The sequence below is a fragment of the Devosia subaequoris genome, from assembly GCF_014197055.1.
In the GTDB taxonomy this organism is placed as follows: domain Bacteria; phylum Pseudomonadota; class Alphaproteobacteria; order Rhizobiales; family Devosiaceae; genus Devosia; species Devosia subaequoris.
The window spans coordinates 572,040-594,081 of the sequence record NZ_JACIEW010000001.1 but is presented as its reverse complement, the minus strand read 5'-3'; the positions used below and the strand labels follow the sequence as shown (position 1 = coordinate 594,081).

Annotated in this window: 17 protein-coding genes; 10 read left to right on the top strand and 7 right to left on the bottom strand. The window is 60.6% G+C overall.

All coding sequences use genetic code 11. The features are described from left to right. Positions 1-151: 151 nt before the first annotated feature. The 3 genes from GGR20_RS02865 to GGR20_RS02855 form a co-directional block, all read right to left on the bottom strand. Positions 152-2,620: an extracellular solute-binding protein gene (locus tag GGR20_RS02865; protein WP_210283037.1), complete on the bottom strand. Its 2,469-nt coding sequence runs from the start codon at positions 2,618-2,620 to the stop codon at positions 152-154. Next, the gene (locus GGR20_RS02860) at positions 2,613-3,284 is read right to left on the bottom strand and encodes a response regulator transcription factor (RefSeq protein WP_183309695.1); all 672 of its coding nucleotides are present in this window, start codon (positions 3,282-3,284) and stop codon (positions 2,613-2,615) included. Before GGR20_RS02860 ends, GGR20_RS02865 begins: the two co-directional genes overlap by 8 nt. Positions 3,285-3,357: 73 nt before the next feature. Beyond that, positions 3,358-3,549 carry a hypothetical protein gene (locus GGR20_RS02855; RefSeq protein ID WP_183309694.1) on the bottom strand — a complete coding sequence of 64 codons (192 nt, stop codon included), beginning with the start codon at positions 3,547-3,549 and terminating at the stop codon, positions 3,358-3,360. A gap of 919 nt (positions 3,550-4,468) precedes the next feature. On the opposite strand from GGR20_RS02855, the gene nrdH reads away from it, so the two are divergent. The 6 genes from nrdH (at position 4,469) to GGR20_RS02825 (ending at position 10,888) form a co-directional block, all read left to right on the top strand. Continuing rightward, positions 4,469-4,690, top strand: a complete 222-nt coding sequence (gene nrdH, locus GGR20_RS02850; RefSeq protein WP_183309693.1) for a glutaredoxin-like protein NrdH — start codon at positions 4,469-4,471, stop codon at positions 4,688-4,690. A 22-nt stretch (positions 4,691-4,712) separates the two neighbouring features. Then, positions 4,713-5,117 (top strand): class Ib ribonucleoside-diphosphate reductase assembly flavoprotein NrdI, encoded by a 405-nt coding sequence (gene nrdI, locus GGR20_RS02845; protein ID WP_183309692.1) that lies wholly within the window; start codon positions 4,713-4,715, stop codon positions 5,115-5,117. Further along, a complete protein-coding gene (nrdE, locus tag GGR20_RS02840; RefSeq protein ID WP_420827417.1) occupies positions 5,099-7,279 on the top strand; it encodes a class 1b ribonucleoside-diphosphate reductase subunit alpha in 2,181 nt (726 codons plus the stop codon). The genes nrdI and nrdE overlap by 19 nt, the downstream gene beginning before the upstream one ends. Before the next feature lie 19 nt (positions 7,280-7,298). Beyond that, positions 7,299-8,273, top strand: a complete 975-nt coding sequence (gene nrdF, locus GGR20_RS02835) for a class 1b ribonucleoside-diphosphate reductase subunit beta (protein ID WP_183309691.1) — start codon at positions 7,299-7,301, stop codon at positions 8,271-8,273. Next, positions 8,270-9,280: a 5'-nucleotidase gene (locus tag GGR20_RS02830; protein ID WP_246349364.1), complete on the top strand. Its 1,011-nt coding sequence runs from the start codon at positions 8,270-8,272 to the stop codon at positions 9,278-9,280. The genes nrdF and GGR20_RS02830 overlap by 4 nt, the downstream gene beginning before the upstream one ends. Positions 9,281-9,589: 309 nt before the next feature. After that, complete coding sequence (locus GGR20_RS02825; RefSeq protein ID WP_183309690.1) at positions 9,590-10,888, top strand: PAS domain-containing protein; 1,299 nt, start codon at positions 9,590-9,592, stop codon at positions 10,886-10,888. 104 nt (positions 10,889-10,992) lie between these two features. Here GGR20_RS02825 and GGR20_RS02820 read toward each other — a convergent pair whose 3' ends face one another. Then, complete coding sequence (locus GGR20_RS02820; protein ID WP_183309689.1) at positions 10,993-12,132, bottom strand: GGDEF domain-containing protein; 1,140 nt, start codon at positions 12,130-12,132, stop codon at positions 10,993-10,995. Between the two features lie 323 nt (positions 12,133-12,455). On the opposite strand from GGR20_RS02820, the gene GGR20_RS02815 reads away from it, so the two are divergent. Then, positions 12,456-14,225: an SLC13 family permease gene (locus GGR20_RS02815; protein ID WP_183309688.1), complete on the top strand. Its 1,770-nt coding sequence runs from the start codon at positions 12,456-12,458 to the stop codon at positions 14,223-14,225. Positions 14,226-14,356: 131 nt separating this feature from the next. On the opposite strand, the gene GGR20_RS02810 is transcribed toward GGR20_RS02815, so the two are convergent. From GGR20_RS02810 to GGR20_RS02800, 3 genes are all read right to left on the bottom strand, one after another. Then, on the bottom strand, positions 14,357-15,289 hold the full coding sequence (locus GGR20_RS02810) for an MBL fold metallo-hydrolase (protein ID WP_183309687.1): 933 nt from the start codon (positions 15,287-15,289) through the stop codon (positions 14,357-14,359). Between the two features lie 154 nt (positions 15,290-15,443). Beyond that, a complete protein-coding gene (locus GGR20_RS02805) occupies positions 15,444-17,372 on the bottom strand; it encodes a DUF5054 domain-containing protein (protein ID WP_183309686.1) in 1,929 nt (642 codons plus the stop codon). Between the two features lie 5 nt (positions 17,373-17,377). Then, positions 17,378-18,424, bottom strand: a complete 1,047-nt coding sequence (locus GGR20_RS02800) for a substrate-binding domain-containing protein (RefSeq protein ID WP_253559997.1) — start codon at positions 18,422-18,424, stop codon at positions 17,378-17,380. A 291-nt stretch (positions 18,425-18,715) separates the two neighbouring features. Here GGR20_RS02800 and GGR20_RS02795 point away from each other — a divergent pair, with 291 nt between their 5' ends. From GGR20_RS02795 to GGR20_RS02785, 3 genes are all read left to right on the top strand, one after another. Beyond that, a complete protein-coding gene (locus tag GGR20_RS02795; protein WP_183309685.1) occupies positions 18,716-20,059 on the top strand; it encodes an extracellular solute-binding protein in 1,344 nt (447 codons plus the stop codon). Between the two features lie 245 nt (positions 20,060-20,304). Next, positions 20,305-21,210, top strand: a complete 906-nt coding sequence (locus tag GGR20_RS02790; RefSeq protein WP_116588699.1) for an ABC transporter permease subunit — start codon at positions 20,305-20,307, stop codon at positions 21,208-21,210. Next, complete coding sequence (locus GGR20_RS02785) at positions 21,207-22,037, top strand: carbohydrate ABC transporter permease (RefSeq protein ID WP_116588548.1); 831 nt, start codon at positions 21,207-21,209, stop codon at positions 22,035-22,037. The genes GGR20_RS02790 and GGR20_RS02785 overlap by 4 nt, the downstream gene beginning before the upstream one ends. The last annotated feature ends 5 nt before the right edge of the window (positions 22,038-22,042 follow it).

Sequence of the window (22,042 nt, the reverse complement as noted above, 5' to 3'; positions counted from 1 at the left end):
AATCCTTCCTGTTCAACCCGGAACGGCCCGGGTCGTTTCCATGACCTGTAGATGGACCTCGCCTGGCCGGATCGGTAGGGGTCGATTGGTCACCCCAGCCATGCGTTGTGGGAATATCTTCTCACGCCGAGAGCCGGCCTCGCCTGGAAAGTCAGGGCTTGGGCGAGACGATTTCCTGCCAGGTATCGAGAAAACGCTGACGACGCAGCGTATCGAGAGCCACCAGCAAGCCCGGACCCAAGGGGATGGGCTGAATGACGCCCCGGCCACGCGCGGCAATGGTTTCGCTGGTCCACTCGCCCGTGCTGCCTGGCACCACAGCGCCCAGCGCCGTCGAGCCAGCGGCCACCGCCTGACCGGCGGGGGAGAGGGCGAAATCGACAAACCCCTTGGCCAGCTCTGCACTGGGTGCATCCCTGGGGATCAGCATGGAGCGCGTCAGCACCAGCACATAGTCATCGGGCACGACGATTTCGATTGGGGCGCCCTCCGCCTGCCGGGCGAAGGCATAGGAGCCCAGGACGTTGTAGCCGAGCGCCAATGATCCATCGGCAACGCCATTGAGAATGGCTGGGCTTGATCCCGAAAAGCGCGCATTGACCCGGCCAAAGGCATTGGCCAGCCGCCAGAAGGTAGAGGAAATGGTCTGGTCCTGCGCGGCCAGCAGGTAGCCAACGCCGGACAGGCCAATGTCATAGGTGGCGATCTTGCCACGAAACCGCTCGGTCTCGGTCTCGATCAACTCGGCCAGCGTCAGATGCGTGCGCGGCACCTCGTCATCGTCGATCAGATCGGGATTGTAGATGATGACGGCGGGCTCGAAGGTGAAACCGAACACCTCATTGCGCCAATGCGCCCATTCGGGCAACGCGCCAAGATAGGGGCTGTCATAGGCCAGGGCGTGGCCGTCATTGGCCAGTTTGAGCTGCAGGTCAGAGGCCGAGCTGATCAGCAGGTCCGGCGGGGTGTCCAGTTCCCCGTCCAGATAGCGCCGGAACAGCGGCAGGGAGTCGGTTTCCTCGTAGACCACGGTTACGTCGCGGCGCTGGACCTGATAGGCGGCGATGAAATGGGCGAAGAGCGGGGTATCGGTCACTCCCAGAATGTTGAGGGTCAGGGTCGAACTGCCATCCGGCGCGGGATAGATTGTGGTCGCCGCCTCTGCTGGGGTCGGGGACAGCAGGAGGGCTGGCACCAGCACGAGTACAGCCACGAGGCCGAAAGTAGCGCTGCCCCCGCCGCGTCGCGGCAAAGGCAGGGTGATCACCACGCTCAAGCCGCCGCCTGGCCGGTCCAGCAGGTGCAGACGGCCGCCATGTGCCTGGGCCACGCGGGTCACGATGGAAAGGCCAAGTCCTGACCCCGTCTTGCCATTGCCGGCTTTGCCACGCTTGAAGCGCTCCAGCACCTCCGTCTTCTCGCCTGCCTCAATGCCTGGTCCATGGTCATTGACCTCGACACTGAGCGCGCCCTTGTCGATATGACCGATAATGTCGATCGGGCCGTCGGAATAAACCAGGGCATTGTCCACCACATTGCGCATCATTTCGCGCAGGGCCACGCGGTCGCCGCGCAGTGGGGCTTCTGCGGCCTGACCCAAAGCAATCTGCAAGCGCTGCGCCTGATCGGGATCTAGGCGCTGGCGCACATCCCCGATGACTGACGCGAGCGTGGTGGTTTCGACTTCGCTGTTTTCCATGCGATGCGAAATCGTCGCCTCCATCAGAAGCTGGCTGACCAATTGGCTGGCCTGTACCGCCCCGGTGTGAATCCGCCGAACCCGCTGGCGCAGCGCCTCGGGGTCCTGCTCATCCATGGCGACCTCCGCCTGAGCGCGCAGAGAGGCCAGGGGCGTGCGCACCTCATGGGCGGCTTCGGCCACCAGCCCGCTCACCCGCTCCATGGCGTTGCGCAATCGGGCCATGAAGCCATTGAGCGCCGAGATCAGATGCTCCACCTCGCTCGGCACTGGCACGGTGATGGGGGAGAGATCGTCGGGCGAACGGGCGCGCAATTCATGCTCCAGCGCGGTCAGGGGCGCGAACATGCGCGTGATGCCGAACCAGACCAGGCCAATGGCCAGCAGGGTCAGCGCCAGCACCGGCAGCACGGCATTGGAGAGGATTTCATTGGATAGCGCCTCGCGCTGGTTTTGCGTTTCGGCAACATGAATGGTGACCCACCCGGTGTCGCTCGGGGTGGAGATCAGACGCCCGACGCTGGCCACGCGGGCGATCTCGCCGCGATAGAGGATGTCGGTGAATGAGGGCACCGATGATACTGTCTCGCCCATCTGTGCCGCCAGATCTTCATAGCCGGTAACGGTGTGGGCGTCGGGATCTTCCACGGCGTAGAACACCCGGTCTTGCCCCGAAAACATGGCGAAGGCAGCGAAGGGGATTTCGACCACCACCGCCTCGTTCTCGACCTGCACGGCCCCGGCAATGGTCAGGGCCGAGGCGGCCAGAAGGCGGTCAAAGGCGCGGTCTGAAGCGCGCTCGGCATAGTCCCGGATAAAGACGATCAGTACGACCGATGCCGCCAGCAACAGGATAAGGGCCAGCGCGAAGATGCGGCGACGGATAGAGAAAGGCCTGATGGCGCCCGCCATCTTATCCATCGCTCACCCGCACCACATAGCCCACCCCGCGCACCGTGCCGATCTCGATATTGGCCGCTTCGAGCTTTTTGCGCAGGCGCGAGATATGCAATTCCAGCGCGTTGACCGAGACATTCTCGTCGAAATTGAAGAGCTGGTTCATCAACCGCTCCTTGGCGACCACCTTGCCGACATGCGCAACCAGGATTTCCAGCAGTCGGAACTCTCGGCGCCCCAGTTCCAGGGCCTTGCCAGCGACCGAAGCATTTAGGCCCGCCAGGTCGAGCTCGAGATTGCCCACTGAAACCGTGCTCGATGCCTGACCGCCGGTGCGCCGCAACAGGGCGCGCAAGCGTGCTTCGAGCTCGCGCAGATCGAAGGGCTTGACCAGATAGTCATCGGCGCCCAGGTCGAGCAGGCTGACCTTGTCGTCGATTTCGGAGCGGGCGGTAATGACCAGGATCGGCGCATTGAACTTGTGCCGACGCAATTCGGCGATCAGGCTGATGCCATCGCGGTTGGGCAGCATGAGATCGAGCGCAACCGCATCGAAGGGTTCCGCCTCGGCGGTGGGGAGCACATCATCGCCATCGCGTACCCATTCAACCGAATGTCCGGCCGAACGCAGGCGCTTTTCGATGGCTTCGCCCAGATCCTCATTGTCCTCCACCAGCAAAATGCGCATCGGTCCTCCTGAACCAGGACATTAGTGCATTGCTGGTGAGGGTGGAAATTGGAATTACGGCGTACAGCCGCCCTCAGGACCGGATAGGCTCACCACGCAAGACGGCCGAAAGGCGGACGCCGAATGTGCGCAACGCCGGCCAGAGGGCCGAGAGCTGAAACGCCGGCGGGTCGGCATAATCGGCAAGCATGGCTTCAGCGATGGCTTTGCCCTCGCGCACGATTCGACGTTCGATCAGATCCTGTCCGGCATTGGGAACGCGCATGCCCAGCCTCCTATGGTTGATGAAACCTTAACAGGAGCCTGCCGGACTGTCCTCCAACATGCGTCCGAATGGTTTACGCCGGGGCAGGGGCGATTGTGGTCAGGTGGGCAGTTGAGGAAGATGGTAGTTGTGGCGGGTCTGCTCGCGGCGCCAGACGGCACAAGATATGGTGGCCATGTGCGGGCGGCGCATCCTCCTGTGGATAGTCGGAGATTTGCGCCGGGATGTCGTCAACGTGCCAATAATTCTGCGCTTGACAGTTTCGACACTGGGGAGAATCGGGACATCTCCCTATGGTAAAGGCGCGGTTAAGCGCCGATCCAGGCTGCCGAACAGTGAGATTTTCCGTGGCTTTAGCGCCAGACTCTAGCGCGTTTCAGAGGCAGGTTGAGGTCGGTGAAGCACCGATCAAATCGGCGCCACAACAGCGCTGTTTTGCTTGATATTTGTCCCCGTAATCCACATATTACCCATACCATCCCTTGTTTGAAGCTGGGTGTGGGACACTAGGTGTTGTGATTTTCTGGCGTTGACGACAGCGATGAATCGCACGAACCTGATCCTCGGTCCGGGGCTTGGTTTCAAGCTACGGACAAGCCCTCGGAACAAGCATTGGCGATACGACTAATGCAGGGCCGGGGCACGGGGCAAGTTCTTGGGTCCGCCCTCCCGCGGGCCCGGGGTTGGTAACAGCGTCAACGACAGACCGGACGAAGCCGGATTACGGCAGGCGGGCGTGTGCGCGCTCGTGACTTGGGAATGACTGAAGCGATGGTTCGCGCGTTTATCTTTGAAGCGATGCCTGAGCGGCCCTGTAAGGGGCAGGTCGTGTCCATGCCAGAAGGCCTGCCTTGCACCCAAACGTCCACCCGCGGATGGCGCGAGCCCGCCGTGTAATATCAGTCCTGTGAGGATTACGATGAGCATCACCGTTTACAGCAAGCCCGCCTGCGTTCAGTGCACCGCCACCACCCGTGCGCTCGACCGCAAGGGCCTCGACTATACCATTGTCGACATCTCCGCCGACGCCGACGCCTATGCGCGCGTTGAAGAGATGGGCTACCGCCAGGTTCCCGTGGTCGTGGCTGGTGACATGCACTGGGCCGGCTTCCGTCCCGACATGATCGGCAATCTGGCCTGATCGAATGGAGCAGGGCCCGGACATGAGCGGCCTCGTCTATTATTCCAGCACCTCGGGAAACACGCACCGTTTCGTGGAGCGGCTCGGGGTCGGCGGAGTAAGACTACCGGTGGACGCAGCAAGCGAGCCGCCGGTGATGGACGAGCCTTTCGTGCTGGTGCTGCCCACCTATGGAAGCGGGGATGGCAAGGGCGCCGTGCCCAAGCCGGTCATCCGCTTCCTTAATGTCGCGAACAATCGCGATCTCATCCGCGGCGTCATCGCCGCGGGAAACACGAATTTCGGCACCGGCTACTGCCTTGCGGGCAATATCGTCTCGCAAAAATGCGCCGTGCCACTTCTCTACCGCTTCGAATTGCTCGGAACGGATGAGGATGTCGCCAACGTCAGACAGGGACTGGAACGGTTTTGGACACGCTCACATTAGACCGCACCGAAGAACGGCCGGCCGGTAAGCCTTCACAGGATAAGAACGAGCAGGCGCTGGATTATCATGCGCTCAACGCCATGCTCAATCTTTACGATGAGCAGGGCAAGATCCAGTTCGACAAGGACCGGCAGGCCGCTCACCAGTACTTCTTGCAGCATGTGAACCAGAACACGGTGTTCTTTCACAATCTGCGCGAGAAGCTGACCTATCTGGTCGAGGAAGGCTATTACGAGCAGGACGTGCTCGACCAATATAGCTTCAACTTCGTGCGCGATCTCTATGATTACGCCTACGACAAGAAGTTCCGCTTCCCCACCTTCCTGGGCGCGTTCAAGTATTACACCAGCTATACCCTCAAGACCTTTGACGGTAAGCGCTATCTCGAGCGTTATGAGGACCGCGTCTGCATGGTCGCGCTCGCCCTGGCGCGCGGCGACGAGGTGCTGGCCAGGAACCTGGTCGACGAAATCATTGCCGGCCGCTTCCAGCCCGCGACCCCGACCTTCCTCAATGCCGGCAAGAAGCAGCGCGGCGAGCTCGTCTCGTGCTTCCTGCTGCGTGTCGAAGACAATATGGAATCCATTGGCCGGGCCATCAATTCGGCCCTGCAGCTGTCCAAGCGCGGCGGCGGCGTGGCGCTCAGCCTGACCAATATCCGCGAGATGGGTGCCCCCATCAAGCAGATCGAGAACCAGTCCTCGGGCGTGCTGCCGGTGATGAAGCTGCTTGAAGACAGCTTCTCCTATGCCAACCAGCTTGGTGCGCGTCAGGGTGCGGGAGCGGTGTATCTGCATGCCCACCACCCCGACATCATGCGCTTCCTCGATACCAAGCGCGAAAATGCCGACGAGAAAATCCGCATCAAGACGCTCTCGCTGGGCGTGGTGATCCCCGATATCACCTTCGAACTCGCCCGCGACAACGAGGACATGTACCTGTTCTCGCCCTATGACGTGGAGCGCGTCTATGGCGTACCGATGACTGAGATTTCGGTCACCGAAAAATACCGCGAAATGGTCGAAGACAAGCGCATCAAGAAAAAGAAGATCAAGGCGCGCGAATTCTTCCAGATCATCGCCGAGATCCAGTTCGAGAGCGGTTACCCCTACATCATGTTCGAGGACACGGTGAACCGGGCCAATCCGATCGATGGCCGCATCACCATGTCCAATCTGTGCTCGGAAATCCTGCAGGTCAGCGACGCCTCGCTCTACAACGAGGATCTGAGCTATGAGCACATGGGCAAGGATATTTCCTGCAATCTGGGCTCGCTCAACATCGCCAAGGCGATGGATTCCGAGGATTTCGGCCAGACCATTGAGACCTCGATCCGCGCGCTGACCGCCGTGTCGGACATGAGCAATATCTCTTCGGTGCCTTCCGTCGCCAAGGGCAATGCTGACAGCCACGCCATTGGCCTGGGCGCGATGAACCTGCACGGTTTCCTCGCCCGCGAGCGCATCTACTACGGTTCGGAAGAAGGCGTCGACTTCACCAATATGTACTTCTACGCGGTGACCTATCACGCCATCCGCGCCTCGAACCTGATCGCTACCGAGCGCGGCGAGACCTTCAAGGGCTTCGGCAAGTCGAAATATGCCGATGGCAGCTATTTCGACAAATACACCGACAAGGAATGGACCCCGGCGACCGCCCGCGTGGCCGAACTGTTCGAGAAGGCCGGCATTCACCTGCCGACCCAGGAAGACTGGAAGGATCTGAAAGCCAAGGTCATGATGACCGGGCTCTACAACCAGAACCTGCAGGCCGTACCGCCGACCGGCTCGATCTCCTACATCAACCACTCGACCTCCTCGATCCACCCGATCGTTTCCAAGATCGAGATCCGCAAGGAAGGCAAGATCGGTCGCGTTTATTATCCGGCCGCCTACATGGATAATGACAACCTGGAATACTACCAGGATGCCTATGAGATCGGTCCTGAAAAGATCATCGACACCTATGCGGCGGCCACCCAGCACGTCGACCAGGGCCTGTCGCTGACCCTGTTCTTCCGCGATACCGCGACCACCCGCGATATCAACAAGGCGCAGATCTACGCCTGGAAGAAGGGCATCAAGACAATCTACTACATCCGTCTTCGCCAGCTTGCCCTTGAAGGAACCGAGGTCCAGGGCTGTGTCTCCTGCGCGCTCTGATAAAAAGGCCCACAAACCCATGAATATGCACGCCAAGCCGATCGCCCGGGTCCGCGCCATCAACTGGAACCGCGTCCAGGACGAGAAGGATCTTGAGGTCTGGAACCGCCTGACCTCGAACTTCTGGCTGCCCGAAAAGGTGCCGCTCAGCAACGACATCCCGTCCTGGGCGACCCTCAAGCCCGAAGAGCAGCAGCTTACCATCCGCGTTTTCACCGGCCTCACCCTGCTCGACACCATCCAGAATGGTGTCGGTTCGGTGCGTCTGATGGCCGATGCCCAGACCCCGCATGAAGAAGCGGTGCTCTCGAACATCTCCTTCATGGAAGCCGTGCATGCCCGCTCTTATTCTTCGATCTTCTCGACGCTGTGCTCGACGCCTGATGTCGACGAGGCCTATCGCTGGAGTGAGGAAAACGAGTTCCTGCAGCGCAAGGCCATGCTGATCATGCAGCAGTATGACAGCGGCGACTCGCTCAAGAAGAAGGTCGCCTCGGTCTTCCTCGAAAGCTTCCTGTTCTATTCCGGCTTCTACCTGCCCATGTACTGGTCCAGCCGGGCCAAGCTGACCAACACAGCCGATCTGATCCGCCTGATCATCAAGGACGAGGCCGTCCACGGCTATTACATCGGCTACAAGTTCCAGCGCGAAGTCGAGCGTCTCAACGAGGCCGAGAAGCAGGAAATCAAGGACTTTGCCTTCGACTTCCTGCTCGAGCTCTACGACAACGAAGCGCGCTACACCGAGGACCTCTACGACAGCGTCGGGCTCTCCGAGGACGTCAAGAAGTTCCTCCACTACAACGCCAACAAGGCGCTGATGAACCTTGGCTACGAAGCCCTGTTCCCGCCCGAGGCCTGCCAGGTCAACGCCGCGATCCTCTCGGCCCTCTCGCCCAACGCCGACGAGAACCACGACTTCTTCTCCGGCTCCGGCTCAAGCTACGTCATCGGCAAGGCGATCTCGACCGAGGATGAAGACTGGGATTTTTGAGCGAGGATCGAGTAGCGCAATTGCACTCTTTTAATAAAGCGTTGGAGCCGGGTGGGCCTGTGGATTGCGCCGCGCTGGCGAGTTTACGTGACTCCCCCTTGCGGATAGGCATTTCGACGCGCGCCCTGTTTGATTTGGAGGAAGAGCATACCGTTTTTCTCGAGCGCGGCGTTGACGCCTATTGCCAACTACAATTGGAGCGCGAAAAGACCGTCGTCGGAATGGGGGCCGGGTTTAATGTCATCGAACGGCTCTTAGCCCTGAATGAGCCAGGTTCTTCGCCCTTTGTCGAGGTTGTCTTGCTTTCACGCAATTCGCCCGACCTATCGCTAAGGGCTTTCAATTCCATCGAAGAATATGGACTGCCGATCAAAGTCGGCAGCTTCACCAGCGGGCAGCCTATTGGGCCATACGTTTCTGCTTGGAACATCGACCTCTTTCTTTCCAACGAAGAAACCGATGTACGGGCAGCTGTTCAAGCGGGAGCCGCCGCCGCCAAGCTTGGCTCGTTGCCGGCAGTGCGCAATGAACAGACGGACGGTGAAGTCCGAATTGCCTTCGACGGTGATGCGGTAGTTTTTAGCGCCCAATCGGACCAGATTTATAAGCAGGAGGGCATTGAAGCGTTTCTGAAGCACGAACGCGAAAATGCGACGAACCCAATGGCGCATGGACCGTTCGGGGCCTTCTTGAATAAGCTTTCGATCCTGCGCGCCATTTTTCTGAACTCGGCAGGACGGAGTAAGGTTCGGATCGCGATTGTCACAGCGCGCAACGCGCCAGCGCATGCCCGTGTTATTCATACTTTGCGGGCTTGGGGCACTCCTGCCGACGAGGCGCATTTCGTCGGAGTGAACACCAAAGCGCCGATATTACGGGCCTTCGGCGCACACATATTTTTCGATGATCAAGAAAAGCATGTTCTGGTCGCGTCAGGATTTGTCACCGCTGGCCATGTGCCGGGTCCGCATGGCGGGGGAGAATTGGTTATTTCTGCGGTTCGTTGAGAAGCCCCTGCAACTGTTGGCGGAGACGGAGGTTCGTTTGCAACGTTGATTAGCGGTCAGTTCTGCCCCCAACCCTGATCCCCCATACCGAGTGCCGGGAGCGATCTCTCATCTCCGGGTGTGGACGCACCGTGCTTCGCCCGGCCGCGCGTCCAAGACCTTGCACTCCACTGCTGCCAGGTGACAAAAGCCTCGTGAAAACCGTGCCGCCGCTTCTCATAAAAAGCGGCGGCTTAAATTCTGTGGCCCAGCTTAATCCAATCTTTGTGTCTTGGGGCACATTTTGGGGCCCTGAGTTGGAACTTGACGATGCCTATTCACGAACATGGCCAGTTGGAAGTCGACGCCTATCTGCATGGCATCGTGCGCGCTCGCCTCGGTGTTTGGGACTGGAACCTGGTCACCGGTGAATGTGCTTATTCGGCGAGCTGGTTCGCTATGCTCGGTTACGCCCCAGGTGAATTGGAGCAATCCAGCGATCTTTGGCTCGAACTGACCCATCCCGATGATCGCGCACGCGCCATTGAAAGCGGTGAACGCCATCTGCGCGGCGAGACGGCCGAAATCGAGACTGAAATCCGCCTGCAGCGCAAGGATGGCACCTGGCTCTGGGTGCTCGACAGGGGCGGCATCATCGAGCGGGACAGCGATGGGCGGCCAACCCGCATGGTCGGGGTACAGGCAGATATCTCCCGGCAAAAGGCCGCCGAACAGGCCCTGCAGCAGACCAATGAGCGGTTTCGCCTGGCCCTTGCGGCAAGTGATGTGGGCATCTGGGAATTCGATCCGGTCAGCCAGACCAGTTTCTGGGACGCCCGGACCCGCGAGATCTTTGGCGTCGATCCCGAGCTTGAGGCACACCAGTTACAGCATTGGCAAAACTATCTGCACCCGGACGACCGGGAGATGGCAGAGGGCCAACACGAAGCTGTCGGGGAAACCACCGACGTCATCCGTTACCGGATTATCCGGGAGGACGGCATGGTTCGCCATGTCGAGACCTTTGCGCGCCTGGTTGAAACGCCGTCCATGACCAAACGGCTGACCGGCACCATCCGGGACGTTACCGAGGATGTCGAACGGCGGGCGGCCCTTAAATGGGCGGCGGAACATGACGGGCTCACGGGCCTCTTGACCCGCTCGACCTTCGAGCGCCGCTTGTCCGAACGGCTCGACGATCGCGACGGTCCCCCATGCGCGGTGTTCTATATCGATATCGACCACTTCAAATCGATCAATGACAGTGGCGGGCACGACGCCGGCGACGCGGCGCTGCGCCAGATCGCCGATGTCCTGCGCTGGACCGCCGAGAGTGGCCACGCCGCCCGGCTTGGCGGCGATGAGTTCGCCATTCTGATTGATATTCGTCACGAACTGGTTGGCATGCTCGCCAGCAAGATCATTCACGCGGTGCGTCGGCTCTCGACCGATGCGAGCGATGTTGCCCTGTCGGCCAGCATCGGCATTGCCGTGGCCCGCCCCGGCGAAGATGTGCGCAGCATCCTCAAGCGGGCCGACCAGGCCTGCTACGCCGCAAAGCGCGACGGCAGAGGTCGCTGGGTCATCGGCGACGAGGTGCCGGCAGCGCGGGTCAATTCCGCGGGCTGATCAATCTGCAGTAGTATCGCGGCGCAAAGAGCGGCGGCGGCCGGTCCTTTCAAGCTCTCGGATATGATAGACTACGCTGCTTTCGAAGCGGGGCCGGCAGAAGATCAGATTGCGGTACGAATGCCCAGCGTCTGCACTTTTGAGCGCTTGTTCGCGTACAAATCGGCGTCGGCTTGATGGAGCAATTCATCGGCCGTTCGCGCGGACGTGGGGAATCTGGCAAATCCTATTGAGCATCCCACCGACAGCGACTTGCCGAAGATCTCGACCGGAGCGGTGATGGTATCGTGGGCGTGTCCCATGAATTGATCGGGGTCGAGGCGGATCAGTACGCCAAACTCATCGCCGCCCAGACGGGATATCAAGATGTCCTTGTTGCACAGCTTCTTGAGGCGCCCTCCAATGGTGGCAAGCAGTTGGTCGCCCGCAGGGTGTCCATAGCGGTCATTGATGGGTTTGAACTTGTCGAGATCTAGCAGCGCCAAAGTGAATTCGGCATCCTTCTGATCAATCCATTTCTGCAGTTCGACAAAGAAGTATCGGCGATTGGTCAGCTCGGTAAGCGCGTCGGTATTGGCGAGGCGCTCATTCTCAATGTTGAGCTTTTCCACTTCCAGATGGCGCGCGATGATCTCGTTTTGCGAGCGGATCATTGTCGTGAACGTATGAAAGGCGCGGAATAGCACCTTCATCATAACCAGCACCACCAGCACCACATTGAGCGCGATGCCGAGGAACACCAGGTCAACCTCGGCAAAGGCGTAATAGCCGACATAGACGGGGGCCACCAACACCACGATCATGGTGGCGGCCTGAGGCAAATGCATCAGGCAAAACAAGCTGCAGATGACCGTGGTGGCAATGAAAATGGCCGAATAGGAATGCTCAAGGGCGCTGCCATAACCGTCAAGCAGCATTGCCCAGCCGATGAACAGCAAGGCAAGCACACCCGAGAGCAAAACGGCGCGGCGCAGGTGGCGCAATACATCTTGATCAGAAATTTTCGAGGTGCGCAGGCGCAACCAGAAGGGAATGCGCGACAGGCAAACTGCGGAAGCGCACGCGAACGTCCCCCAGCTCATCCAGAATGGTGTGATATCGGAATAGGTCCAGGTTAGCAGGGAGGCGTTGGCGATAAGCAGGCTATAGAGCAGCGGTAGGTGGTTTCGCAGCTCCCGCAACTGCGCGCGAGCAACGCTCGACTCCACGTCGGCCAGTATGAGCCAGTTGAACAATCTGTGCATGCTTACGGCGTCTCCCGTCCGGAACGGTAGAGGGCATCGATTAAAACGAGCTTACGGCAAGACGGAAAAAGCTCGGTAAAGCCGTGAGTGGTCCGCCTCAGACGGGGGTTGACGCAATTGACCTGGGAAAATTTTGTGGGTCGGTGAATCGGAAGACGCGTTTCCCGGTAGTTTTCTACCTGCCTGCCTTGAATAGGTTCGAAGCGGCAAAGCCAAGCCAGGATTGAACAGCCACGGGCAAATGTGCCATCCCTATGCCGTTGCGCCTGGGCCATGTGGCCTTTGAGGGGCTAGTGACCAATCGGCGGAGCATTTAGACACACGTGACCTTTGAGCAGATTTTTCTCTTTATTCTCATGGGCCTGGTCTTCGGGTTTCTGGTGTGGGGCCGTGTCCGATATGATCTGGTGGCGTTCGCCGCGCTGCTTATCGCTGTCGTCGCCGGCGTTGTCCCGCCGGACCAGGCGTTCGCAGGGTTCGGCCAGGAAGCCGTCGTCATCATCGCTTTGGTCCTGATTGTATCGCGGGCGCTCGCCAATGCCGGTGCTGTCGAACTGATCGCCAGGCTGGTGATTTCGTCTGATCGGGCCCTGTCCAGCCACATTGGCATCATGTCGATCGTCGGGGCGGCGCTCTCGGCGATCATCAACAATGTGGCAGCCCTGGTCATGCTCATGTCGCTCGACATCGAGGCTGCCAAGAAGGGCAAGCGCTCCGTTTCGCGCTCACTGATGCCCTTGTCCTTCGCCACCATCCTGGGCGGGATGATTACCCTGATCGGGACGCCGCCCAATATTGTCGTCTCGCAATTTCGCGAGCGCACGCTGGGCACGCCCTTTTCCATGTTCGACTACACGCCGGTCGGCCTGAGCTGCGCCCTGGTCGGCATTGCCTTTGTCACCCTGATCGGCTGGCGGCTGCTGCCCACCGGCGGCGCCGCTGTTGCCGGCCATGAGCAGACCAAGGATCTGTTCGTTGCCGAAGCGGTGGTGGGAGACGAGTCCAAGAGCCTGGGCAAGACCCCGGACGACCTGCTGCCACTTGCTGAAGACCACGACATTACCTTGCTCGGTATCGTGCGGAACGGCCGCCGCCTTCCCGGCTTTTCGGCGAGCACGGAATTGCGCGCTGCCGACATGTTGATTCTGGAAGGCGACCCCAAATCCATCGAGGCGTTTATCGGGGCGGCGAACCTCGAGACCATGGGTACCGAAGAACATGTCGGGCTCAGGGGAAAATCCCTCACCCTGATCGAAGCGATTGTCCCCGACAATGCGCGCATGGTCGGACGCACCGCCCTTGGCCTTGGCCTGCGAAACCGTCGCGGCGTGGCGTTGCTGGGCGTTGCCCGGCAGGGGCGCCGATTCCGCCAGCGCGTGCGCAAACTGCCGATTCAGCCGGGCGACGTCGTATTGCTGCTGGGGCCCGAGAACCGCGTGAATGACGCCGTGGACTGGCTGGGCGTGCTTCCGATCGCCGAACGGAGCCACTCGGTCGTTCAGCGGAGCAAGGCTCTGTTCGCCATTGGAGTGTTCGCTGCCGCTGTCGCCGGCTCGGTGATGGGCTTTTTCTCGCTGGCCATTGCGCTGGCCATGGTGGTCAGCATCTACGCGCTGTTCAATATCATTGGCCCGCGCGAGGTTTATGAATCGGTGGAATGGCCGATCATTGTCCTTTTGGCCTCGCTCATTCCGCTCGGGCTGGCCCTGGAAACCTCGGGCGGCACGGAACTGATCGCCAACGGCATTGTCTCGCTCACCGGCACCTTGCCGACCTGGGCGATTCTGACCCTGCTGATGGTGGTCACCATGACCCTTTCGGACTTCCTCAACAACGTCGCCACGGCCCTGATCGCCGCACCCGTTGGCTTGTCCATTGCCCAGTCCCTCGAGGTCTCGCCCGATCCGTTCCTGATGGCGGTGGCCGTGGCGGCATCATGCGCATTCCTGACCCCGATCGGGCACAAGAACAACACGATCATCATGGGTCCGGGCGGATACCGCTTCGGCGACTACTGGCGCATGGGCCTGCCGCTCGAAGCCATCATCATCGCCGTCGGCGTGCCCTCGATCCTGTTTTTCTGGCCGCTGTGAGCTAGGCCACGCTGGGGAAGGGGACGCCTGTCTCTTATGACCGGCGCAACAAATGGCGGCTTGTTGGGCAATTTAGGCCAACAGCCTCCGGCAAACGCGGTGCGTTGCAATACCGTACCTTGTCAACGAGCCTAGTCCGCCTGCGGTGTGCTGAAATGATTGACCGGCAGTTTGAGGTAGTGACGGCCATCGGCTTCCGGTTCTGGAAGGCGGCCGCCACGCAGATTGACCTGCAGAGCGGCCAGCATGCGGTCGGGCAGGGGTAGGGTGGCATCGCGGGCACGACGAAGTTCAAGCCAATCTTCGCGCTTGGTTCCGTCCTTAACGTGGACATTGTGCGATTTGTGCTCGGACACCGTCGCTTCCCATTGCGGTTCTTGACGCTCGGAGGTGCCGTAATCGTGGCCGATAAACAGGCGCGTTTGCGCAGGAAGCTGGAGCAGGGTTTGAATGGTCTCCCAGAGTTGCTCGGCGTCGCCACCCGGGAAGTCGGCCCGCGAGGTGCCGACATCGGGATACATCAGCGTATCGTGGACAAAGGCGGCATCGCCCACCACAAAGGTGATCGAACCCAGGGTGTGACCAGGAGACAGAAGGACGCGGGCTTCCAGATCCCCGATACTGAAGGTCTCGCCTTCGCTGAACAGGCGATCAAAATCGCGGTCGGGATCGAATGCGTGGGGTAGATGATAGATCCTACTCCAGAGCCCCGCGATTTCACGCACCTTTTCCCCGATTGCCGTCGGTGCACCGGTGCGCTGCTTGAGATAGTCGGACGCCATGAGGTGATCGGCGTGGGGGTGGGTATCGAGTACCCATTCCACTGAGAGATTTTTCTCTCGGACAATATCGAGGATCTGGTCGGCGCTCGCTGAACTGGTTGAGTAGGATTGGGGGTCGAAATTCCACACCACGTCTATCAGGCCGGCTCGCTTACTGGCAGGATCGGCGCAGACATATTGGACCGAGCCGGTGTCAGGCTCATAAACGCCCCAGACGTCGGGGCTTTCTGGGCCGCGTGAGGGCGAGAAGCGCACTATGGGCTGTTTGAAACTATCGGACATGGCTGATCTGTCTCCCGTCACCGTGAGCTCACAGGTCAATGCGTCTGCGTCCAGTAGGTTTCGTCTGCGAGCCAAGGGCGTGGAACCGCGCCGGCCCTGCTGAAGGCGCTGGCGAGTATCTCAGAATACCACCTTGCCGCGGTGGGAGCGATAATCACGCAGTCGCGGCGACCCCGATAACGAAGCGGAAAGCAACACTACCCTCCCACCACATCGGAAAGTTGGTGCCCCACTTGTTGTTGTAGAGGTTGAAACGCAGCCCGGCGCTGAAGTTGGGTCGCTCGGGCTGGAACGGAATGAAGGGCGCGCCCTCTGGTGAGACCAGCATGCTGTCCAGCGGTTCGATCATGAGCCTGCCCGAGCGTGCCGCCTCCACCGCCTGCAATTGACCGCCGCCGCGTCGAATGATTTTGGCGCTGTTGTGCCACAGCCCCATTTTGCGGTGCTCCCAACGGTCCGAGCCATCGGGCGTGAAGCTCAAGAAACCAGCTTCTGGCATACGATTTGCGGGCTTGTCGTGAAGCACCAGCGTTACTTCCACCCTGTCAGCATCAACTTCGCGCAGCCGGTAGTTTAAGCTCCGGGGCGCGCCGAGTGCCGCATGGCCATCCTCCGGCATCTGGCTCCAGGCAATGCCGCCCGCCACGCCGCGAAGCTGTGGCGTGAATTGTGCCGTGCGGGCGGTTTTCGCCGCGCCAAGACCCGGCTTGTCGTGGTCGAGAATGGCCCATTCGTCGCGATGCTGCAGATAGCTGTCGAGGTGTTTTTGCAACTCGTGCCAGTCGTAGCTTTCGTGGCGAAAGGCGATGAGGCGTCCCTTCTTCCCTTCGATCACCCGTCCATCCGGCGCGGTGATGCGGATGATGTCGCCGCTCGTTGCGTCGAGCTCGGCTGACCAGTATCCGCTGGTGATATGCGTTCCGGCTGAAAGGGTGTCGGGCTTTGCCGGGACAATTTCGTCGAGCTCGGCCAGCGCTGCGTCCGCTGCGGCCCTGTCCCCGGCCACGAGGTTCTCCATCGCCGTTGCCATGTAAGCGCGCTGTTCGGCCCAGGATTGCTCCGCATAGGCGAAGCGGTGGTCCTGCGTGCGCGCCGCCTCGAAATCGGCACGATCCCACGCCGTCTCGTCGCGTAGATAGGTTTTTACGTCGACGCCCCAGGTGTGTTCGGCCACCATGGTCAGGCCGCGCCCGAAGGCGCGCCGCTCGGGCGTTGGCGCATCGATCCAGCCGTCATAGACCCGGCTCAGAGCACGGTAGCGCGAGAGCTTGATCGGGTCGGTGGCGGTGCCATGGATCCAGCTATCGCCGATCTCCTCGGTGACGAGTGGAAAATTCTCGCGCCGCGCCCACATTTGGTCGCCGAAGGCGTCGAGCGTCGAGGCCTTGATCTCGGCGCCCGGGTTGGCGTGATGCATATGCCGCAACGCCTCGACGGTCTGCCCGACGCTTTGCGGCCCGATATTGTCATTGGTATGGGCAAAGCTCAGGCCCACATCGTCGCCGGCGGGAAAGTCGGTGGCACCATAAGAGGCCTGATACATGACCACCACCTCCTCGCCGCCGGGCGCGCGCCAGCGGAAGATCGGCGGCACGTCGGGCACCGGACTGGCGGTGTTGACGCCCAGATGCAGGAAGCGGATGCCGGCCTCGGCAAGGAGCGGCACCATGCCCAGCGTGTGGCCCGGCACGTCGGTCATCTTGGCGGCCGTGGTGGTGCGCCCGAAGCGCTGATCGAGCTCGGCCGCATAGGAGAGGCCGGCGCGGAACAGGGCCGGGCTCATCAGCTCGGTATGGGTGGTGAAGGGCAGGCCATGCCAGACGATGAGGCCGCGTTCAATCGCCTGTTCGAGCTGTCGCACCTTGTCGGCCGGCTGCGAGTTGAGGTGATCCCAGATCAGCCAGGCGCCCGTGGTCCAGATAAAGGCCGGTGCGCCGGGATTCTCGGCGTAAAAATGCGCGCCGGTGGCAATCGCCTGCGGAATGAACTGCTCGTGATACTGCTTCCGCACGCGGGCGGCATGATCGGTGAAACCAATATCAAGATGGGTCTTGAAGACGAGGTGGATGGTGCTAGAGGTCATGAAAATCAGCCGACGGTGCCGCGCACGACGAGGCGGGTGTTGAGGGTCTCTTCGAGTGGGGGCGCGTCTGGATTGTTGAGGCGCCGCAGGATCAGCCGCACCAGGGCGCGTACGCGTTCTTCCAGGTCGAACTTGACCGTGGTCAGGTTGTAGCTTTTCCAGTGCGACTGGGCGATGTCGTCAAAGCCGACTACCTTGACGTCCTCGGGGACGCGCAGGTTCAGTTCGTGGCGCAGCGCATCGATGACGCCAAACGCGCCCACGTCATTGGCCGCGAAGACGGCATCGGCGCCCTCGCCGACACGGAACAGGTCGAGGGTGGCGGCATAGGCCCGGTCATAGCTGAAGTCGCTGGCTGCAATGATGGGTGGTGCCAGTCCGCGCTCAGCCATCACGACTCGCAACATGTCCTCGCGCGCCGTGTTTGCTCGAGATTTGTCGACACCCGAAACATAGGCTATGCGCCGCGCCCCATAGCCCTGAAGCAGGGAGACCGCTTGTTCCACACCGGTGCGATGAAGGACATTGAGGCGGTCATGTAACGGGCCCGCCTGCCTATCTTCCGGGGCACCGGAACGGGGATAGTGGATATAGATGGGTACGGCACGATCCAGGAATTTGGCCAGCGTTGTCGGCTTAACGTTCTCGACAAAGGCGATGACGGAGTCCGGATTGAAGCCACGCATATAGGCGAGCAATTGCTCGTCCATGGAATAGTCGATGCGGGTCTTGAACAGCAGGGTGGCGAACCCTTCAGCCTGGAGCGCCGTCGTCAACGCATCGATCTCCTGGCTTTCCCAGTGACTGCAAACGTCCGGCACGATAACGCCGACCAGATGCGAGCGGCCGCTGACCAGAGCGCGGGCGGCGCGGTCGGGAGTGTAGTTGAGCTCCTGGGCAATGCGCAGGATCAGCTCGCGCTTGGCAGGCTTTAGCGAGGCATGGGGGTTGAAGGCGCGCGACACGGCGACGCGCGAAACATTGGCGCGTTCCGCCACCATCTCGGCGGTCGCCCGCCCCCTTGCCGTCGTCTCGTCCTGGCTCAATGCCACCCCCGCTCTCGTATCGATGAAATCGTGTTCATTTGTCTGACTGTAAGGCAGAACACTGTCAAGTCGCGGCGCATGAAATCCGGTGACGATCACGCCCAAACTGTCATAGGAGCGTTGCAAATAGCCAGTATTGCTGACGCATCTTTCCGTCGAGCCATTTTCGACAGCGGTTCTGGCTATTGACGGAAAGTGAAAACGTGTTCATTCTTCACTGGTCTCCTGCCAAGGATGGGGGAGGCCAATACCGGCTGACCGAGAATTCGGGGCCATCACATGGGAGGAGTATTTGCGATGAGCAATCATCTGCGCAGCATTGCGTTCGGCCTGATCGGCGCCACGGCGATGGCCGCACCGGCATTCGCTGTCGATCTGGACATCACCTGCCGTTGCGTGATCGGCGGCGTCAACAGCGCCACTGCAGAGTGGATCGAAGAAAGCGTCATTCCCGCTTTCGAGGCCGCCAATCCAGACATCAACGTTACGCTCAACCAGTTCGGCGGCGAAGACGCTCAACTCACCCAGCAGTTGGCGCTCGACTTTTCCACCGGCGCCGGCCCCGACATTTCCGCCTTTGATGGCTTCCTGATCCCGGCCTTTGCTGAAGGTGGTCAGCTCAAGTCGCTCGATGAGCTGATTGGCGAGGACTATGCGAACTGGGAAGGCTGGGACCACATCTCCGATGGTATCCGCTCGATCCTGTCCTATGACGGCGAAACCTATGGCATCGGCCTGGGTACTGACGTGCGCATGATCTATGTCCGCAAGGATCTGCTGGAACAGGCCGGTATTGCTGACGACTGGCAGCCGACCTCCTGGGCTGACGTGCTCGATGCGGCACGCAAGCTCAAGGAAGCGGGCGTCGAAGCCCCGCTTCAGCTCAATGCCGGCGTTGCCATGGGCGAAGCCACCACCATGCAGGGCTACTGGATGGCGCTCCTGGGCACCGGGGAAGGCGTCACCGACGAGAACGGCAAGTATATCGTGGAAAGCCAGGGCATCCTCGACGTGCTGAACCTGTACAAGACCATCTATGTCGATGAAGGGCTGGGCGATCAGCGCGCACAGCTCCTGGCCGATGGCCGCAATCGATCCTTCGCCAATTTCCGCGACGGCAAGACCGCCATGCTGGTCGAGGGTGACTGGTTCTACCGCTCGGTCACCGCGCCCGGCTCGGAATTCGAAGTGGCCGACCGTGACAATGTGATGGGCTGGGTCAAGATGCCTGCTGAGGAGCCAGGTGAGGGCATCCGTGGCCAGGACTTTGTCTCCATCTCGGGCGGTACGGGCTTTGTGATTAACCCCAATACCGACACGCCCAAGGAAGCCTGGAAGTTCCTCTCGTTCATGATGAGCCAGGAACAGATGACTGCCTTCCAGGACTATCAGCCAGGTATCCGCTCACGCTCGGACGTGGCGATCCCCAATTCGCCCTTCCTGACCGAAACCAGCCAGACGCTGCTGCCGCTGACCACGGCCCGTCCGAACGACCCGAACTACAATGCGGTGTCGCAGGAAATCCAGCGCATGACTGAAGCCGTGGTTTCGGGTGAGTTGTCGCCGGAGGAAGCCATGGCCCAGTACAAGGCTGCGGTCACCAGCATTGTCGGTGAAGAAAACACCGTCAGCTTGCTCTAGGCCAAGACCCACGAACACTCGGCGCGCCATGCGTGCCGGGTCGTTCGACGGCCGCAGTGCCAACCATTTCACCGATCCGTCTCGGACCTGATCCGAGAGCCGTACGACATTTGCGCAATTTGGGAGTGGTTCTCGGATCGCGCCCGAGGTGGGCACACAAGTGTGCACGCCGCCAGCCGCCGCCTCAGAGATAGGCCGGAGTGACCATGACAACTGAACCCATCACTTCAAAGCCCCGGCGAAAGGTGCGCAATTTCTCGCTGCTCTCCAACAGGGCCGGGGCCGCCTTCATGCTCCCTGCTGGCCTTCTGGTCTCGATCTTCGTGATCGTTCCGTTCTTCTGGGTGATCTTTGTCTCCTTTACCAACCGGACCTTGATCGGCCGGACAGCACTTAACCCGGAGTTCGTGGGTCTGGGCAATTATCTGGCGCTGTTCGACCCGGCCACTTTCTTTCAGCGCGGCCAGTTCGGCTTCTCGCTCATTCTGACCACCCAGTTCGTGCTGGCCTCGGCGCTGATCGGGCAGGCACTACTTGGCCTGCTCCTGGCCTGGCTGATCCAGACCGTGCCGCCCTGGGTCAAGCGCATCACCGAAACCTTCGTCATCGCCGCCTGGATCCTGCCCGAAGTGGTCATCGGCTTTGCCTGGTTCGCCTTTCTGGACCGCGACCAGGGCACGCTCAATGCGCTGCTCACCGGGTTCGGCCTGCCGCCCGGGGACTTTCTCCTCGAGCAGCCCTTCTGGGTCATCGTGGTGTTCAACACCTGGCGCGGCGCGGCCTTCTCGATGATGCTGTTCAACTCGGCTTTCTCGTCGATCCCGCCGAGCTATTTCCAGGCCGCGGACGTGGCCGGTGCCTCGAGCTGGCAGAAATTCCGCGATATCGGCCTGCCGCTCATTCGCGGGCATATCGTCACCGATCTCATCCTCATTACCATGTGGACGTTCAACACGTTCACGCCGTTCCTGCTCACCAATGGCGGGCCGAGTTACCGGACTGAACTGGTCTCGATCTACAATTATCGCGTCGCATTCCAGGACTTCCAGTTCGGCAAGGGCGCTGCGGTGGGTGTGATCATGATGCTGATCAACCTGGCTTTTGCGCTGGTCTATCTCAGCCTGGGCCGCAAGAAGGCGCCCAAATCATGAAGCTCACTCTTCCAGCTTATGTCGGCCGTATCGCCTTTTCGGCCCTCGCTGCCCTGATCGGCGCGATATTCGCGTTGCCGCTCATCTGGTTCATTTTCGCGCCCTTCAATGCGCGGGCTGAACTCGGTCTGGCAATTCCCGACCCGTGGACGCTTTCAAATTTTGCCACCGTGTTCGGCAATTCCTACGCGGTTCAGGCGCTCTGGAACAGTTTCATCCAGGCCACCGGCGGTGTCATCCTGGTGGGTGCGGCGGCGACATTGGCCGCTTATGCCCTGAGCCGCTCATCGGTGCCGGGCAAGGGGGCTGTCACCTATACTTTGCTGCTGTTTTCCTCGGTCGTTTCGGGATCTGCCGCCATGGTGCCGATCTTCCTCATCGTTTCGGCCATGGGGGTCATGGATACGCACATTGCCGTCATCCTGACATTCGCTGGCGGGCTCCTGCCGACGGCCATGTTCATCCTCCGCGACTTCATCGACTCCATCCCAAAATCCTATGAGGAAAGTGCCATGGTGGCGGGGGCGTCGCCGGTCCAGGCTTTCTTCGATGTCGCCCTGCCGGTCATCCGGCCCGGCATCGTGGTCGTGGTGGTATGGGCGTTCGTCAATATCTGGGGGAGCTTCCTCATCCCCTTCATTCTTCTGCGCAGCTCGGACAACATGCCGGCCTCGGTGGCGATCTATTCCTTCTACTCGGAAGCGGGTACGCCCATCGTGACCCTGCTGGCCGCCTATGCGCTTATCTATTCGCTGCCCGTCGTGGCTCTGTATCTCTTCGTCAGCTGGAAATTCGGTTTCCGGTTCTTCGGCGGCATCAAGGCTTGATCATT